The following is an 18098-nucleotide window of genomic DNA, read 5'->3' as shown; positions in this document are numbered from 1 at the left end:
TGGAGATGTTTTAAAGTTAGTAAAGGATATCAGGTGTATTTGTCGAATATAGAACATACATGTAAAGCTAAGTGAAATGGTGGTCTAATGGAATGGAGCCAATTTTATTAAAGCAAAGTGAATATCAACAGCTGATTGAGGATTTATTGATTAAAGAAGAGGCGAGTTTATTTCAGGAGTATTTAGATTCGATTAAGGCGCCGAATAAAGAGGATTATCTAGAATCTTTGAAACAACCGCGTAAGATTATGTTTATGCAATTGATTGACACGATAAACGGGAAAATATCTGAAAGCCAAATTAAGGAAATGGCGGCAAGCACAGCCGTTGAGCGAATGGATGATATTAATATAGGAGATGTCTTATATAATATCAATCAGGGGCGCAGAATATTTGTGAATTTTGTGCTGAAGATGGATATACCGTCTTATGTACTACAAAGTACAGTTAATAATATCAATAGACAATTTGACACATTCAGCTATGAAATGGTTTCGACATGTATACACTTAAAAAATCAAGTCATTGATCAGAAGACTACGTTCATCAATGAAAACCATAAGGATAAATTAGCACTGCTCGGCCAAATATCATCAAGCTTTGTGCATGAATTCCGTAATCCGCTTACTGCTGTAATGGGCTTTAATAAGATTTTGAGAAAAGAATTTCCGGATATGAAATACTTGGATATCATGGAATATGAGCTTAATCAATTAAATTTTCGCATTAGCCAATTTTTGCACACATCAAAGGCTGAATTCAATGAAGAGATTATCATGGATATATCAATCAGAGATCTGATTGAAGAGATTAAACAATTAAGCTATGCGAACATTATCGACACCAATGTTAAGGTTGAAATCGATGTTCCGGAAGATTTAATTATAAAGGCAAGCAGAAATGGATTGAAGCAGGTTGCCCTTAATCTGTTTGTTAACTCAATTGATGCCTTGAAAAATCAGCCGCCTCAGCGTGTGATTAAAGTAAAATCCACAATTAAGAACAATCAATTAGTGATAAGTTTGTCCAATAATGGGCCAATGATTGCAAATGATATTATTGAGTCGATCTTTGAGCCGTTTTTCACTACGAAGGAATTAGGTACGGGTATTGGCCTGTATGTATGCAAAAAAATTATTGATAGTTATAATGGAGACTTATTATGCACATCCAATCCAGAATGGACGGAATTCAGTATTTATCTGCCCGATTCTATCATTATCAATCCTCCGCAGTGAGTTCTATTTAAGAGCTCTTTATTGTTCGGATTCGTTTTTCAAATTTGATATGGGTCATTTACATTTATTCGGTTAGTAATTAAAAATACCTCTAAAAGCAGTCCGGAGAGGCTGACAGGGCTGTATGAATGACTCAGGATCAATACGCTGTTTATTTGTATATGTAATAGAAATTAAGCAGCACTTACCCAATATGGGCAGGTGCTGTTTATTATGTTCTAAAAGGAAAAAGAGCAAGAGAATACTCATATAAATTGGCCCACAGGAACAGCAGAAGGAGTTTATCATGGCGCTCGGATTTAGATTCTTTTAAGGCACGTCGTTTTACACAATGGACAGTATAGAATACGAGAAATTCATTATTTTTCCATCAGATTCCATTATCATTATAAAAATAGACGTGGATAAATGTGTTAGACTATCAAACACCTGTAATCATTGATGTGTGTGATTTGAAGACATGAATAATTGAACATTAGCGTGTGATTGCCAAAATACAGATTGGCATCATAATTGCATTATTGTAAGTGATGGCAAAATACAATGGATGCTTGCCAATTCCCCATAGAGGATGATTTCATATTGAACCATTTAAGTGATTTTGTTCAAATAAATTAAAGTTTAAATATGGAGGGATTTATGTGACGACATCTAATTTGGATTTATCCAGATCATTGTTGATCGGAGAGTATCTACGCAGGTCAGCACACACAGCTCATGAGAGAGAGGCATACATATTTGGCAGTGAGAGACGGACCTATCGTGAGGCAGAGAAAAGAGCAACCCACTTAGCGGGTTGGTTGCAGGAAAATGGAATAGGATATCAGGATAAGGTTGGATTTATGCTCTTGAATGGACTTCCTTTTATTGATGTTTTCTTTGCCACCTCATTGGTGGGAGCATTGGGAGTTCCAATAAATTTTCGCCTCACAAAAGATGAGCTAGCATATATCATAGGGCAATCTGAGTGTAAAATATTATTTGTTGATCACGTTTTTTTACCTGTGATTGAGTCGATACGATCACAAATTCAGCTTGTAGACAGTATAGTTATCGTGAATGGAGATTCTTCCTCTTCCCATATACCATATGAGACAATATATGACCGCTCCTCAACGTATCGCCCATGCAATTCATTATCGGGTGATGATGGTGCGCTTATTATTTATACTTCAGGTACAACTGGGCGTCCAAAAGGAGCAGTTTTAACTCATCAAAATATGTGCATGAATGGGATGAACCAAGTCGTCACAGCAGGACTTAGCTCGAATTTTAAGCAATTATTAGTTGCTCCCTTATTTCACATTGCTGCTCTATCAACTCTTTTATACCCCATTAATGGAACTACCGTGATTCATTCACAATTCAACCCCGAAGCAGTACTTCAAACCATCGAGAAAGAGCGAATTAATTTTATCTTTTTAGCACCGACCATGTGGCATATGCTTGTAGAATTCCCTTCGATTGAAGACTATGATCTAACATTATTAGAAAGGTGTGCCGCTGGGAGTGCACCCTGTTCTCTATTATTGAAAGAGAAGATAACAAAATATTTTCCAAATGGGAAACTGCGCGATCCTTTTGGACAAACAGAAATGAGCCCAGTTACCACCTGTCTTCAGCCAGAGGACTCTATTAGGGTTGGTAAGCCGGTGGTCAACGTAGAAGTCCGGGTTGTTGATGACCATATGAATGATGTTCCGCTCGGGGATGTAGGTGAAATTGTCTACCGTGGACCAACCGTTATGAAAGAATATTATAAAAACCCAGAGGCAACAAGAGAGGCATTCCATGGAGGATGGTTTCATAGCGGGGATTTAGTTCGGATGGATGATGAAGGGTTTATTTATGTCGTTGACCGTAAAAAAGATATGATTATTAGTGGAGGAGAGAATATCTATCCAGCCGAAATCGAACAAGTCTTAAATAGGCATGCCAAAGTGGTTGAAAGTGCTGTGGTCGGTGCAGTTGATGAAAAATGGGGAGAAGTGGTTCAAGCATATATCGTTCTGAAGTCTGGTGAAATAATGACAGAGGAAGAAGTCATTCTCTTTTGCCAGAATCATTTGGCATCCTATAAAAAGCCTAAGCTGGTACATTTCGTAGATTCATTGCCAAGAAACGCAGCTGGGAAAATTGTTAAGACAGTCCTTAGAAAGGGATATTTAGAGACAGAAAAGTAGATAAGGTCAGTCATTTGAGCATGAGGCAGTGAGAGGCATATTTAGTGGCTAATCACTTCCTTTATTTATGCGACTTTGCTAGTTAAATTTTAATTTATAAGGGAGAAAAAAGGATCAACTATATGTGTCTATCGGGTAATTATCTATACTAATAGGCACGGTAGAATAATAATCGTTATAGTGGCTTAAATATAGAAGTATATCAAAAATGAAAATCTGCGCTTATTTGGCTTCTTTTCACACATACTCTCACTAATTTGATCATTACAAAGTGGTTTGGCTCAATTATGTTGAAGTTCGGCTCAATAATTAATTAAATCCGCTCTATTACTATTAATCCACGCTTTATTATTTACTTAAAGTACCTTTTAAGCTATGTATATGGATTGATTTTAAATGGGAAATCGTTTTTTCTAAATTAACAAGTCTTAATAAAAGAAGTAATGTATCACTGTTTCCAAAGAATAATAGTTTCAAAATTAAATCCTATGAATAGAAGTGTGGAAATTGATGATAGATTTATTCTATCTTTTTTTAGTTAGCTTACAAATTACAACATATTATGTATAGGTTTTAAGTTACAGTTTAAGTAAAGAAGTTCCGTCTGCAGGTCAAAAAGCCTATGATTGATATTCAAACAGCAAGGAAAAAAGGTTGTTTGGAAATCAATCATTTCTACATAAAAGCCATACTATTTTCCTGATTCTCACATGGATGGTGTGTTGGCACGGAACTTGCAATTAGTTAAGTGAAGGCTGTTCCAAGTGGATGCAACATAATGTAAGCGCTTTATTATTGGTGGGAGGAGGGAATACATACGAAAAGTATCCATGAAAATAAAACTAATTATTCTTAAAGGAGGGATACGAATGCGTGAATATGTAACTACCAAACAAATGATTAAAAAGGATTCACTCCCATATAGGCTATACCAAAAGGCAAAAAGACATGGGATATGGAATCCGGTTGATATTGACTTTAGCCAGGATAAAGAGGATTGGAAAAAGCTAAGTCCTGACCAACAGCAGGAAGTTCTGATTCAATTTGCACAGTTTATTGGCGGGGAGGAAGCTGTCTCGGAGGATATCCTGCCGATGATTATGGCTGTATCCAAAAAAGGATGGTTTGAAGAGGAATCTTACCTATCTACATTCTTATTTGAAGAAGCTAAGCATGCGGAGTTCTTTAGTTTATTTTTAGAAGAAATAGGCGTGACTGAGGATCTCAGCCATCTCCTGACATCCGGGCACAGGAAATTATTTGACGATGTCCTCCCTAAGACAATGAATAGATTACTCGTAGATCAGTCACCTGAAGCAATGCTGGATGCTGCGGTCACATACAATATCTTTGCTGAAGGTGTATTGGCGGAAACGGGATATTGGTTCTTCTATGAAGCTTTATCAAAAGCGAATTTGTTCCCTGGATTTATTGAAGGAATACGGAATGTAAAGAGGGACGAAGGACGCCATATTGGATTTGGCACATTCCTTATTCAGCGCTTGATTCATGAAAAGCCCGAGTTATTTGATCGTGTCCAAGTAAGACTCCAGGAGTTGCTTCCAATTGCCTATGAGCTGACAACCAGGGAAGATGGGGAAAAAGTGACAAGTCTCGGTATCGAGGAAGGAAAAGCAATGGAATATGCGCTAAAACAATTGAGTGCTCGGATTGAGGTACTATCACGTGCCCAGGAGAAAACGCTGGAAGAAATTCATGAAACTGAAGTTATTTTTGAGTAAGAAAATAGGTAGAAAAGGGAGGATATAGGATGAGTACAGACGTGAAGGTTCAGGAATTTGCACAATTTATTGGTGGAGAATGGACACCAGGCTCTACGGGAGAAATGTTCGATGTCATAAATCCAGCTACATCCGAAGTAATTGCTAAAGTCCCTAAAGGTACATCAGCTGATGTAAATAAAGCTGTTCTCAATGCAAAGGAAGTTTATGAATCAGGTGTATGGTCAAGGAAAACACAGGCAGAAAGGTCACAAATCATGGTGAATTTTGCCGGTAAAATAAAGGAACATGCACAGGAGTTAATTTATTTGGAAGGTATCAGTACCGGAGCGACCTTACGTAAAATTGGTGGAGCAGATATTATGCAGCTCATCTTATCTCTTCAGCAAACAGCCAATATGGCCCTTGAATATGAATTTGTTCAAGCATTGCCAGTAAGGGAAGTGTTCGGGGCAAATAGAGCTCAATTGGTTCGGGAACCATTAGGCGTTGTAGCCGCGATTACACCGTTCAATTTCCCGCTTGTCTTAGCAATGTGGAAGATTGCTCCAGCCATTGCTATGGGGAATTCCATTATTGTCAAGCCGGCATCTGATACCCCGCTTGGGACATTAAAACTGGCGGAGATTGCTGTTGAAGCAGGACTTCCTAAAGGAGTTTTCAATGTCATTACCGGTTCAGGTGCAGAGATAGGCGAGGCGCTTGTGACGCATCCGGAGGTACAGAAAATTGCGTTCACAGGTTCAACTGAAACAGGAAAGAAAATAATGGAGTTAGCCTCTTCAGGTGTGAAAAAAGTTACGCTCGAGCTTGGCGGAAAGGCACCTGCAATTGTTCTTCCGGATGCTGATCTGGAAGTGGCCATACCTGGGATTTTACTTGGCGTATTCTTCCATGCCGGTCAAGTTTGTGAAGCAAGCACACGTGTCCTGGTTCATGAATCGATGTACGATATCGTCGTTGAAAAATTGGTGGCCATGACTGCAAAAATAAAATTAGGCCATCCACTTGATCCAAGTACCGGAATGGGTCCAGTCATTTCTGAGAAACAAATGAATAAGGTCCTGGGATATATAGAATCCGGATTGGAACAGGGTGCGCGTCTTGTATGCGGTGGCAAAAAAGCAGAAGGACCAGGACTAGATCAGGGTTATTTCATCGAACCAACTATTTTTGCAGATGTCACAAATGATATGAAGATAGCACAGGAAGAAATTTTTGGTCCAGTCCTCTGCGTGATGAAGTATTCAACGGTTGAGGAAGCAATTGAAATTGCCAATGATACCATTTATGGCTTGACGGCAGGTGTATGGTCTCGTGACGTCGTCAAAGCTAATGAAATAGCAACACAGCTTAAAGCAGGCACGATTTGGATTAATGAATGGCATGCGTTCAGAAATGATGCGCCATTTGGCGGTTATAAGCAAAGTGGACTTGGACGTGAACTGGGAAGCCAGGTTTTCAATGAATATACAGAGCTGAAGAGCATCATTACAGCACTGACAACTGAAAATGAACAACGGGCAGCTTTAGGGCTGATATTCTAGCATTCTTTTAAAACTAATAGGAATGGGGAGATAAGATGAAGGTCACTTCGTATTATGAATTTATCCATCGATCAATCATTAAGAATGGGGCAGGGTCGCATATACTTATTCCAGACTTAATTCAATCATTGGGCGGTAAACGCCCGGTTCTATATTCAGATAAAGGCTTAACCCAGGCTGGATTGACGAAAAAAATCCAGCGTTTATTTGAGATGGTACCTGGTATCCAATTGGCAGGGGTATTTGATGATGTTACACAGGATGCCAAGTCCTCCAATATTAATAAAGGGCTGCAATATTACAAAGAGTGCAATGGTGATTCTTTGATTGCCATCGGCGGTGGTTCAGTTTTGGATACAGCAAAAACCATTAAATGGTGTCTTCATAAGAAAGTGAACAAGATCGAACATGCCATGAATGGAAATGTTTTAGAAGTTTGGCCAGAGGCTCAGCATATGGGTATTCCCCACATTTCGATTGCAACTACAGCCGGAACAGGTGCGGAGATATCAGGCATCTCGGTCGTCTACAATGAGCAATTAGGGGTGAAGTGTAATTTGCTCCATCCATTTATCAATTCAGATATCGCAATTCTTGATCCAGAGTTAACTGTTGGCTTACCGCCAAAAATTACGGCTTTTACTGGGTTAGATGCCTTAACCCATGCAGTCGAAGGGTATTTTTCCAATAATTCAAGTGCAATGGGAGATGCATTTGCACTCCATGCTGCTAAACTAATTAGAGCTAATTTGGAAACAGCTGTACATGAAGGCAGTAGCATCGCAGCACGTGCTACTATGCTGCAGGCGAGTGCGATGGCGATTACAAGCTTTGTCTTGGCATTTGCTGAAATGCCAATCCATAATATAGCCCATACTCTTGGTGCAAAGTATGGCATCCCACATGGTTTAGCCAATGCTGTTTTAATGCCGAGTGTTATGAAAAACTTAGCTCCTCTCTATTTACCTAAGATAAAAGAATTTGCTCAGGCGCTTGGCATTGAGAATATTGCCGATACCGAGGAAGAGTGCTTACAGCAATGTATAGAAGAAATTGAAGCACTTCGTAAAGCTGTAAACTTACCAGATGATTTTTCTGAATATAACATTGAATCTGCCGATATATCGGAACTTATATCTGCTGTCCAAAATGATCCTTCTGGTCAAACCTATCGTTTGCCAGAAGAGGTAATTGAGCAGGTTTGCCGAGAGGTTTTAGGCACAAAAGTAAGTGTTTAATAGGCGGAAATATAGATTCTATATTTTAAGGAGGTAGTTAATTTTTGAATATTGTTGAACTGCTAACGTCCACTGTGTCGCGTTTGCCCAATCAGCCCGCTATTCATTACCGGGAACAAGTGATGACTTATCAAGAGCTGAGAGATCAAATTTTCAGTGTTGCAGCCGGGTTAAAAAATAAAGGCATTACTCAGGAGACAAAAGTAGCGTTGATGATGACCAATCGACCGGAATATATCATTACGTATTTTGCTATATTAGCAACTGGTGCAACAGTCGTACCCATTAACCCTACTTTTAAAGAAAAAGAAACAACCTATATTATTAATGATTCGGAATCGGAATATTTAATTACGGAAGTTGCTGCATCCGCTGTCATTCAAAACTCTATGAATGACTTTAAACAGATGAAAGAAATCTATTATTTTGGAGTAGAGGAAAATCATCCATTTACTGACTGGCAGGAATTGCAGTCTCTATCTCCTATCAGCAAGGTGGCCCCTGTTCATGCGGAGGATGTCGCGCAAATCATTTATACATCCGGGACAACCGGTAATCCAAAGGGAGCCATGATTACACATGCCAACTTGAATTGGATGACAATTACGGCAGCCGTCATTAATCAATTAACGCCAAAAGACAGGGTCCTTTGTGTATTGCCTCTTTTTCATGCTTATGCCAAATTACAAGGATTCCTAGCGCCGATTGCCCACGGAAGTACGATTTATTTAGAGGAACGTTTTCATCCTGTTGATACACTTGAAAAGATATCAAACTATCAAATCTCGATATTCTTGGGCGTCCCAACTATGTATGCTTTCTTTCTTCAAAATCCAGCCATTTCAGATTTAGACTTTTCTCATCTTCGGACAGCTGGTTGTGGTGGTGCGAGTTTGCCTGCTGAGATCCTCCATAAGACCAATCAATCACTTGGTGTAGAAATATCAGAAGGATATGGTCTGACAGAAAGTACAGTTATGCTAATGACCACACCTCGAGATATGGCTAAAAAATTGAATTCTGTTGGAGTGCCTATTCCTGGCGTCGATTTGAAAATTGTTGACCCGGAAGGTGAGGAAGTAGAGTCTCACGCGGTAGGGGAGATTATTTTCAGAGGACCGAACATGATGAAGGGCTACTATAAGAAGGAAGATGATACGATTAACACGATTAAAGATGGATGGTTATATACTGGTGATTTGGCCTATTATGATGAAGATGGATACCATTTTATTGTGGACCGGAAGAAGGACATGATCATCAGAGGCGGCTTTAATATTTACCCGCGTGAGTTAGAGGAAGTATTGTACACGCACCCTGATATTTTGGAGTGTTCCGTTATTGGCAGGCCTGATCCGGTCTTTGGCGAAAAAACGGTGGCCTATGTAGCAAAGAAAAAACCAGAGTTACAGGAAGAAGAGGTAGTTTCCTATTGTAAAGAGAGACTGGCAGAGTATAAGGTTCCTGATTATATTTGTTTTATTGACCAACTACCGAAATCAGGAACAGGAAAAATGCTAAAAACTGTTTTAAAAGATTACGATAAAAATACTATTAAATAATAAATGATTTCAGTGGGGCAAAATCCTGATTCTTAAACGAGAAGGATTTTGCCGATTTTTATTCCCTTCCTATATTTAGAGGAGTTTTACACGTATTTGTGGAAAACGTATATAGAATCTTAAAGGGGGAGAAAACTATAAAGCCCGTTAAAGAAATTATGAGTCCGCTCGAACATTGTTTATCACCAACGAACACATTGATGGAAGCGCTATCTATCATGTACAAGCAAAAGTGGAATACAATCCCGGTGACAAACAGTTCAGGTAAACTGATTGGCGTATTTACAAGAAGTTCATTGTACCAAATGATTCTGACGGATGTTTCAAAAGATACGACAATCAGTGAGTATATCAAAAAAGATGTAGGAACGGTTTTGGAGGATGTGAACGCTGAACTGTTGGAAAAGTTAATATCAAAAAGCAGGGTTGGCACGGGGATTGTTGTGAACAAACAGGGTGCACCTGTAGGTATTTTTACAAAAACAAATGCGGTTATGAATTACGTGAGAGAAACGAAATTATTAAAAGAACAGCTTGAAAAAGTTTTACAAACATCCAATTTGGGAGCCATTATGACAGATGGAAAAAATCAAATTATCTTTGTGAATGAAAAAATCACTGAGATGATTGGAATCCCTTATTCATCACTCATCAATGAGAACCTCGAGATTTATATCCCTCAATTAGATCACTTTTCCGAGAAAATGGAAGCTCATTTTCCAATGGTTTTTCAATCCGAACATTATATGGTACGTCTGTCGAAGTATGATTTAGAAAATGGTAAACAGGGGTATATCACACTTTTTCAAAATGTATCTGAATTAGAGAATTTAACAAGAGAATTAAAATTTCAAAAGAAATGGAAAACCCTTTTGCAATCAGTTATCCATAATGCTTATGATGGCCTCGTCATGATTAATGAAAACGAAGAAGTTACTTTTATCAGCCCCTCGTTAATTGAGCTGTTTGATCTTTATGAACAGCAATTGGATATGAGGGAAATCGAATCGGTTTTACCACATCTTCATTTGCCGCATGTGATGAAAACGGGTGTAGCGGAAGTAAGTGAGTTTATGCAGGTTAAAGGAATAGACTATATCGTTCACCGTATACCCGTTTATCAGGATGAGCAAATTATCGGTGCCATTGGTAAAATCGTTTATCGCCAACTGCACGAAGTCCGTGAGTTATTCAAAAGTGCAGAGATAAATGATAGGAAGAATCTGAATCCTACCAAGCTTGAGAAATCAAGATTTACTTTTGATCAAATCCTGTCACACGATAAGCAAATGGATAAGTTTATGAGGAGTGGGATGAAAGCAGCCAAGGTAAAGACCACGGTATTAATTTTTGGGGAAAGCGGAACAGGTAAAGAGTTGTTTGCCCATGCCATCCATAGTGCCAGTCCATTTGGAAAGGGTCCGTTTATTACGGTGAACTGCGCAGCTATACCAGAGCATTTATTGGAGTCAGAGTTTTTTGGATATGAAGAAGGCGCTTTTACAGGCGCTAAACATAAAGGGAAGATCGGCAAATTTGATATGGCTAATGGTGGCACACTTTTTCTCGATGAGATTGGGGATATGTCCTTACCCATTCAGGCCAAGCTGCTTCGTGTCCTGCAAGAAAGAGAGTTTTACAGAGTAGGCGGAACAGAACGGATCAGTGTAAATGTCCGAATCATTGCCGCTACCAATCGTCCCTTGGAAAAAATGGTTGCTGAAGGGGAATTTAGGGAGGATTTATTTTACCGCTTGAATGTCATATCCTTCGAGATTCCTCCGTTAAGGCGGAGAAAAAAGGATATTCTCCTCCTAAGCGAAGCTTTTATTAAAGAATTTAATAAACAAAACGGGACAAGTATTACAGGGTGGAACCCATTGTTCGAGAAAGCAATATTGGAGTATGACTGGCCCGGAAATATCCGGGAATTGCGGAATGTTTGGGAGAGAGCCATGATTTTTGCAGAGGATGGCAAAGTCGGCCTAGAGGACATTCCAGAATATATTCTGCAGAAAGTTGGCTATGATTTTTTCTTGAATGAAGAGGAGGAAGATGAAACACAGCCTTTATTAGAGAAAGCGGAGCAGATGGCCATACAAAAAGCATTGGAAATGTCAGGAGGGAATAAAAGTAAGGCCTGTCTTCTGCTTGGAATCAGCCGATCTGTATTGTATGACAAGCTAAAGAAGTATGATTGGTTACTGCCTGAATCTTCCCACTTAAAACAGCAGAAATGAAGGTGTTTGAAAATCAGACATTCTTTATGGATGGGATAAATTCTATATTTTAACAGGATATGAATTAGGTGAATTTAAGGAGGAAGCGTACATGCTTAAGGGAATTAAAGTAGTTGATTTCACCCAAAACTTGCCCGGACCCTATGCAACCCTGCGGCTGGCAGATTTAGGAGCAGAAGTCATTAAAATAGAGCCTCCAACTGGAGATCATGCGCGTATGCCATTGGAGGATGATCAAAAAGAAAATTATCTTTTCCGGTGTATGAACCGAAATAAAAATAGCTTGGCCCTAGATTTGAAAAACGAAGCGGACAAAGAATTGGCGATTGAGTTGATCCGTAATTCAGACATTTTAATTGAAAGCTACCGTCCTGGTGTAATGGCTCGCTTAGGGCTTGGATACGAAGATATAAAAGTCCTGCATCCATCGCTTATTTATTGCTCCTTATCCGGCTATGGTCAAAAAGGAACCATGCACCAACTAGGCAGCCATGATTTGAATTACATGGCTCTTAGCGGTGTATTAGCTCAGTTAAAGGATGGGAATGGCAGACCCATTCAACCGTCACTTACATTTGCTGATTTGATCGGTGGAACTTCAGCAACCGAAGCTATACTAGGTGCCCTCTTTCAAAGAGAACGATCAGGCAGTGGAAGCTATTTAGATATTGCTTTATTGGACACGACTGCTGCATTAATGAATTACCATGTGTTTATTGAATCAGCAACAGGCAGAAAAAACGGAATCCCTACTTTAAATGGTAATGTGATTTGTTATGGGATTTATGAAACCAAAGATCACAGGTATATGACGTTATGTGCGTTGGAGACAAAGTTTTGGAGAAATTTTTGCGCGGCAACAAGACAGGATGTATGGATAAATGCTCAATTTTCTAAGCCGACTAAGCAAAATGAAGTTTATCAGGAAATAGTTCAATTGTTTGCAAGTAAAACATTCGAGGAATGGATTCATTTCTCTATGGAAGTGGATTGCTGCATGGCGCCTGTCCTTGAAGCCGATGAGCTAAGCGAACATATCTATATGAAGGACAGAAATCTAATTCACGAGAAAGATTCATATCGATATATGGTGACTGGATTTCAATCAGGAGCATTTTCAAATGAAATAATCGGTACCTATCCAAAGCTTGGCCAGCATAATCGAACCTATCAAAAATAAACGCTAGTAAACTGCTGTGTATGAATACCGGCAGTTTTTTCTTTATAGATTGATAATTAGCGTATTTTGCTAGGCGCCGTTTAAACCAACCTGCTACAGCAAGCGACAATGGACGAAACGAGACACTAATGAATGGGAAGGTGTACAGATTTCATACAACCAATCTCACAATCTGGCGGAATACCCATTTAACAAGTTGGCATGATAATTGCATGTATATAGGGTGTACAGATATAAGACTATGAATAGAAAGGGAGTACAAATATGACCGGTTATTTAAAGGAAGAGCATCGTATTTTTCGTGAATCAGTTCGGAAATTTCTAGATAAGGAAGTGATTCCTTACTATCTTGATTGGGAGAAGGAGAAAAGCACACCTGGAGATTTGTGGAAAAAGTTGGGAGACCAAGGGTTTCTTGTACCGTGGGCAGATGAAAAATATGGTGGGTTTAATGCAGATTTTGCCTATTCAGTCATTCTTGCTGAGGAGTTTGAAAGAGTCGGAAGCGGAATTGGAGGATGTGTTTTACATAATGATATTGTTGTTCCATATTTATATGAATTCGGTACAGAAGAACAAAAACAAAAATGGATTCCAAAGTGCATTACGGGTGAATATTCAACGGCTATTGCAATGACTGAGCCGGGAACGGGATCAGATTTAGGGAATTTGCAGACAAGAGCTGTTAGAGATGGGGATCACTATATTATTAATGGGCAAAAAACATTTATATCAAATGGGCTCAGGTCCGACTTAACCATCGTAGCCTGTAAAACAAATCCAGAAGCAGGACATAAAGGAATCAGTCTCATTGTAGTCGAAAAAGAAACACCTGGATTTATACGTGGTAAAAAGCTGAATAAAATCGGTCAGCTTGCGGGTGAAACGACTGAGTTAATTTTCGAGGATGCAAGAGTACCGGTTAGTAATTTATTAGGACAAGAAAATAAAGGCTTCTATTATTTGATGGCCAAACTTCAGCAGGAGCGGTTAATGTGTGCGATTCAGGCCTTAGCAGCAGCCGAGGAATCGTTAAAAATCACGATTGATTATGTCAAACAGCGGACTGCCTTTGGTAAATCAATCAGTGAATTTCAAAATACACAATTTAAGATTGCTGAAATGGCGACTGAGGTGGAGATAGGCCGTACATTTATCGACGGTTTAATCGTGAGGCATATGGAGGGTCAGGATATTGTCACCGAGGTGAGCATGGCTAAATGGTGGATAACCGATATGGCAAAGAGATTGGTCAGCCAATGTATGCAATTGCACGGTGGTTACGGTTTTATGGAAGAATATGCGATTGCGAGAAGATATCGGGATATAGCGGTCACCTCGATATATGCAGGTACAAATGAAATTATGAAGCAAATAATCGCTAAAAAAATTGGATTATAAGGGGGAGAGTTATATGAGGGAGGCCGTAATTGTTGAAGCAGTCAGAACACCGGTAGGAAAGCGTAATGGAGTATTGAGCTCCATCCGCCCGGATGATTTGCTCGCAAACGTTTTAAAAGAAGTAGTAAACAGGGCAGGTGTTTCTTCTGATTTGATTGAGGATGTCATTATTGGGTGTGTATCCCAAGTGGAAGAACAAGGGTTAAATATTGCACGTTCAGCTGCCTTGATGGCTGATTTCCCCATTAAAGTACCTGGCACGACGATTGATCGACAATGCGGTTCCAGTCAACAAGCGGTTCATTTTGCCGCACAAGCCATTTTGAGTGGAGATATGGATATCGTTATAGCGGGTGGAGTGGAGAGTATGTCACGAGTGCCGATGGGTTCAACAAGAAAGCATTCACAGCCTAGTGAACAGCTGTCTTCCCGTTATGAATTAATCAATCAAGGACTATCAGCAGAAAGAATTGCTGAGAAATGGGGCTTTAGCCGCAATCAACTTGATGAATTTTCTCTATTGAGTCATCAGAGAGCTATTCAAGCCCAAAATGAGGGGCGCTTTGATCGTGAAATCGTGCCAGTGGAAGTATTGGATGATTTGGGAGCAAAGACTTTAGTTACACAGGATGAAGGCCCACGTCGGGGAACCTCTCTTGAAAAGCTGGCCACTTTGCCTACAGTTTTTAGAGAAAATGGTGTGATACACGCTGGGAATGCCAGTCAAATGAGTGACGGAGCTGCAGCCCTGTTAATTATGTATAAGGAGAAGGCGTTGGAATTAGGCTTAAAACCAAGATTTTCGATAATTGCCCGAACGATTGTAGGATCCGATCCAACCCTGATGTTAACTGGACCGATAGAGGCGACGAGAATGGCACTTGATAGAGCAGGACTGACGATACAGGATATGGATTTATATGAAGTCAATGAAGCCTTTGCACCAGTTCCGCTCTGTTGGAAGGAAGAACTTGAAGCAAGCATGAATAAGTTAAATGTAAACGGAGGAGCGATTGCACTCGGTCATCCTCTTGGTGCAAGTGGGGCAAGGGTCATGGTTACTTTAATGCATGAACTTGAAAGAACGGGTGGACGATATGGATTACAGGCTATTTGCGAGGGTGCCGGTATGGCCAATGCAACGATTATCAAACGAATTGAATAGAACAATCAAACAGGTATGATTGAAAACTAAAAAATGGAGGTTGGTTGTATGAAGATGCAAAATATAATTGCTGTTGTAACAGGTGGAGCTTCGGGTCTGGGAGAGGCTACAGTCAAGAATATTGTGGAAAATGGCGGGAAAGTAACGATTATCGATCGCTCGGAAGATAAAGGGTTGGCATTAGCCGAATCACTCGGTCATGAAAATGTGATCTTTGTAAAAGCGGATGTAACCAGTGAGGATGAGATTCGGACTGCCATTGAGAAAAGTGTTGAAACGTTTGGGAAAATCAATACGGTCGTCAATTGTGCAGGAATTGGAGTAGGTGAAAAAGTCGTCTCTAAGGATAAAGTTCATGATCTTGGCAGATTTAAAAAAGTGATTGAGGTCAATTTGGTTGGGACATTTAATGTAATTCGTCTGGCTGCAGAACAAATGATTAAGAATGAACCTAATGAAGAAGGGGAAAGAGGTGTTGTCATTAATACAGCTTCAGTAGCAGCTTTTGATGGACAAATTGGCCAAGCAGCCTATAGTGCTTCAAAGGGTGGAATTGTTGGCATGACCTTGCCGTTGGCAAGAGATTTAGCGAGAAGCGGAGTTCGTGTTATGACGATTGCTCCGGGCTTGATTGACACACCTTTGTTTGGGGGATTACCAGAGCAGGCCAGGAGTGCCCTCGGTGCGATGGTACCATTCCCGCCAAGGCTCGGATATCCCTCAGAATATGCCATGCTCGTCAAAAGTATTATTGAAAATCCAATGCTGAATGGAGAAACAATTCGCCTGGATGGGGCAATTCGTATGCAGCCAAAATAATAGATTAAGAGGAGGCAGTGCTATGTATTCATTGCTGCGTGTTGAAAAAGAGAATAATGTCGCAACGGTCGTCATTAATAATCCACCGATGAATGTTTTGAGTGAACTACTGGCAAGTGAGCTTTGTGATGCCTTTACTGAACTGAGAGATGACCATTCAGTGGTTACGGTTATTTTAACAGGGGAAGGTGACCGGGCATTTATGGCGGGAGCAGATATTAAGGAGTTCCCCAACATGATCAACCAAAGCACGGAAGCCAAAAAACAGCCCAGTAAGAAAAATGAGGTTTTTCGATTGATATCCGATTTTCCAAAGCCTACTATTGCCTATTTAAATGGAATAACACTGGGCGGTGGATTTGAACTTGCACTTGTCTGTGATCTGCGTATTGCCAAGGAGACGGCCCAACTTGGCTTGCCTGAAGTGAAGCTCGGCCTATTTCCAGGTGGAGGGGGAACGCAAAGGCTGCCCCGTTTAATCGGTTCAGCTAAAGCAAAAGAGCTGATGTTTACAGGCGATTCGATAACGGCTGAAGAAGCGCTTCAGCTCGGGATCATTAATCAAATTGCTACAGATGAAGAAGGGATTGAAGCTGCCCGCAAACTGGCCCGGAAAATCAGCAGGCATTCTCTTCAGGCTTTACGAAGAATCAAGCAGGCAGTTAATGAGGGAACAGATAGCCAATTACAGGATGGGCTCGAATTGGAATCAAACCTGTTCCAGGAAATCTTTACAACAGAGGATATGAAAGAGGGAGTAACTGCATTCCTTGAAAAACGCCGTCCGGTATTTACTCATCAATAAGCATGTAAGTGTTTGCTATTGGGAAGAAGTCTGGGGGAATCATCTGTATGAAGTATGTTGAATGGAAACGGGTCGGTGTGGAGGGGCATATAGCCGAAATACGATTAAACAGACCTAAAGCGCTTAATGCCTTTGATACAGAGATGGCTAAAGAAATTCTTGGCGCGACTCAAATTATTTCTGAAAGTGATGCAAGGGTGGTTTTAATCACATCGTCCAATAAGAAAGCTTTTTGTACCGGTGCAGATTTGAAAGAGCGCAACGAGCTGAATGAGGAAGAGTGGAAAAATCAGCACCAGCTATTTCGGGAAATGTTCACTGCTATAGCATCTCTTAAGCAACCGGTTATCGCGGTAGTGGATGGGTATGCGTTGGCTGGAGGATTTGAACTCGTTTTGAATTGTGATTTTTTAATTGCGGCAGATACGGCACAGTTTGGATTGCCAGAAGTGACGCGTGGAATTATGCCTGGGTGTGGCGGAACGAGATTGCTATCAAAGCGAATACCGGTTCACCGTGCAAAGGAATGGATATGTACAGGACGGATTGTGTCGGCTTTAGAAGCGGAAAAGGATGGATTATTGAACAGGATGACCAGTTCTGCTGAATTATATGAATCAGCACTCGAATTTGCTGGGGGTATTGCCCGTAATGCCCCTATAGCTGTCCAGCAAGCAAAAGCAGCAATAGATTCCTTGTTTGTATTAAAGAATAATGAAGCAAAAATTATAGAACAAGAGTACTATAACCGATGTTTATCAACCTCGGATCGACTTGAGGGAGTAAGAGCATTCGTCGAGAAACGGTCGCCTAAGTTTATCGGTAAGTAAAATCAGGAGAGCCTGTCATTATTAAAATATGTTTCCGGTGAGCTACCTTTAAGCAAACATTAATAAATTGTATAAACAGGAGCACTTATTCTAATTTTTCTCTTGGTTAGACGTGTTAAGTAAACAATAGGTGATAGGAGGTGAGATT

Annotated in this window: 13 protein-coding genes; all 13 read left to right on the top strand. The window is 40.1% G+C overall.

Annotation, left to right across the window (positions count from 1 at the left end):
• Nucleotides 1-92 precede the first annotated feature (92 nt).
• The 13 genes from AC4G3O_RS01580 (at nt 93) to AC4G3O_RS01520 (ending at nt 17950) form a co-directional block, all read left to right on the top strand.
• On the top strand, nt 93-1238 hold the full coding sequence (locus AC4G3O_RS01580) for a histidine kinase N-terminal domain-containing protein (RefSeq protein ID WP_066103480.1): 1146 nt from the start codon (nt 93-95) through the stop codon (nt 1236-1238).
• Nucleotides 1239-1879: 641 nt separating this feature from the next.
• Entirely contained in the window at nt 1880-3421 is a 1542-nt protein-coding gene (locus AC4G3O_RS01575) for an acyl-CoA synthetase (RefSeq protein WP_491135724.1), read from the top strand.
• Between the two features lie 869 nt (nt 3422-4290).
• Nucleotides 4291-5163: a R2-like ligand-binding oxidase gene (locus tag AC4G3O_RS01570; protein ID WP_139891860.1), complete on the top strand. Its 873-nt coding sequence runs from the start codon at nt 4291-4293 to the stop codon at nt 5161-5163.
• 29 nt (nt 5164-5192) lie between these two features.
• Nucleotides 5193-6710, top strand: coding sequence for an aldehyde dehydrogenase family protein (locus AC4G3O_RS01565; RefSeq protein WP_148629779.1), 1518 nt, complete (start codon nt 5193-5195; stop codon nt 6708-6710).
• Nucleotides 6711-6745: 35 nt separating this feature from the next.
• Entirely contained in the window at nt 6746-7948 is a 1203-nt protein-coding gene (locus AC4G3O_RS01560) for an iron-containing alcohol dehydrogenase (protein WP_066103486.1), read from the top strand.
• Between the two features lie 44 nt (nt 7949-7992).
• Nucleotides 7993-9510 carry a class I adenylate-forming enzyme family protein gene (locus AC4G3O_RS01555; RefSeq protein ID WP_491135723.1) on the top strand — a complete coding sequence of 506 codons (1518 nt, stop codon included), beginning with the start codon at nt 7993-7995 and terminating at the stop codon, nt 9508-9510.
• A 98-nt stretch (nt 9511-9608) separates the two neighbouring features.
• The gene (locus AC4G3O_RS01550) at nt 9609-11750 is read left to right on the top strand and encodes a sigma 54-interacting transcriptional regulator (protein ID WP_491135722.1); all 2142 of its coding nucleotides are present in this window, start codon (nt 9609-9611) and stop codon (nt 11748-11750) included.
• Nucleotides 11751-11841: 91 nt separating this feature from the next.
• A complete protein-coding gene (locus AC4G3O_RS01545) occupies nt 11842-12930 on the top strand; it encodes a CaiB/BaiF CoA transferase family protein (RefSeq protein ID WP_066103489.1) in 1089 nt (362 codons plus the stop codon).
• Nucleotides 12931-13194: 264 nt separating this feature from the next.
• Nucleotides 13195-14331: an acyl-CoA dehydrogenase family protein gene (locus AC4G3O_RS01540; protein ID WP_066103491.1), complete on the top strand. Its 1137-nt coding sequence runs from the start codon at nt 13195-13197 to the stop codon at nt 14329-14331.
• Between the two features lie 13 nt (nt 14332-14344).
• A complete protein-coding gene (locus AC4G3O_RS01535; protein WP_491135721.1) occupies nt 14345-15496 on the top strand; it encodes a thiolase family protein in 1152 nt (383 codons plus the stop codon).
• 48 nt (nt 15497-15544) lie between these two features.
• Complete coding sequence (locus AC4G3O_RS01530) at nt 15545-16315, top strand: 3-hydroxyacyl-CoA dehydrogenase (RefSeq protein WP_139891865.1); 771 nt, start codon at nt 15545-15547, stop codon at nt 16313-16315.
• Nucleotides 16316-16337: 22 nt separating this feature from the next.
• Nucleotides 16338-17120, top strand: coding sequence for an enoyl-CoA hydratase/isomerase family protein (locus AC4G3O_RS01525; RefSeq protein ID WP_491135720.1), 783 nt, complete (start codon nt 16338-16340; stop codon nt 17118-17120).
• 47 nt (nt 17121-17167) lie between these two features.
• A complete protein-coding gene (locus AC4G3O_RS01520) occupies nt 17168-17950 on the top strand; it encodes an enoyl-CoA hydratase/isomerase family protein (RefSeq protein WP_491089583.1) in 783 nt (260 codons plus the stop codon).
• Nucleotides 17951-18098 lie beyond the last annotated feature (148 nt).

The organism is Bacillus sp. z14 (2026) (genome assembly GCF_058313575.1).
Note: the sequence above shows the minus strand (reverse complement) of the source record. Positions and strands in the feature narration are given on the sequence as shown.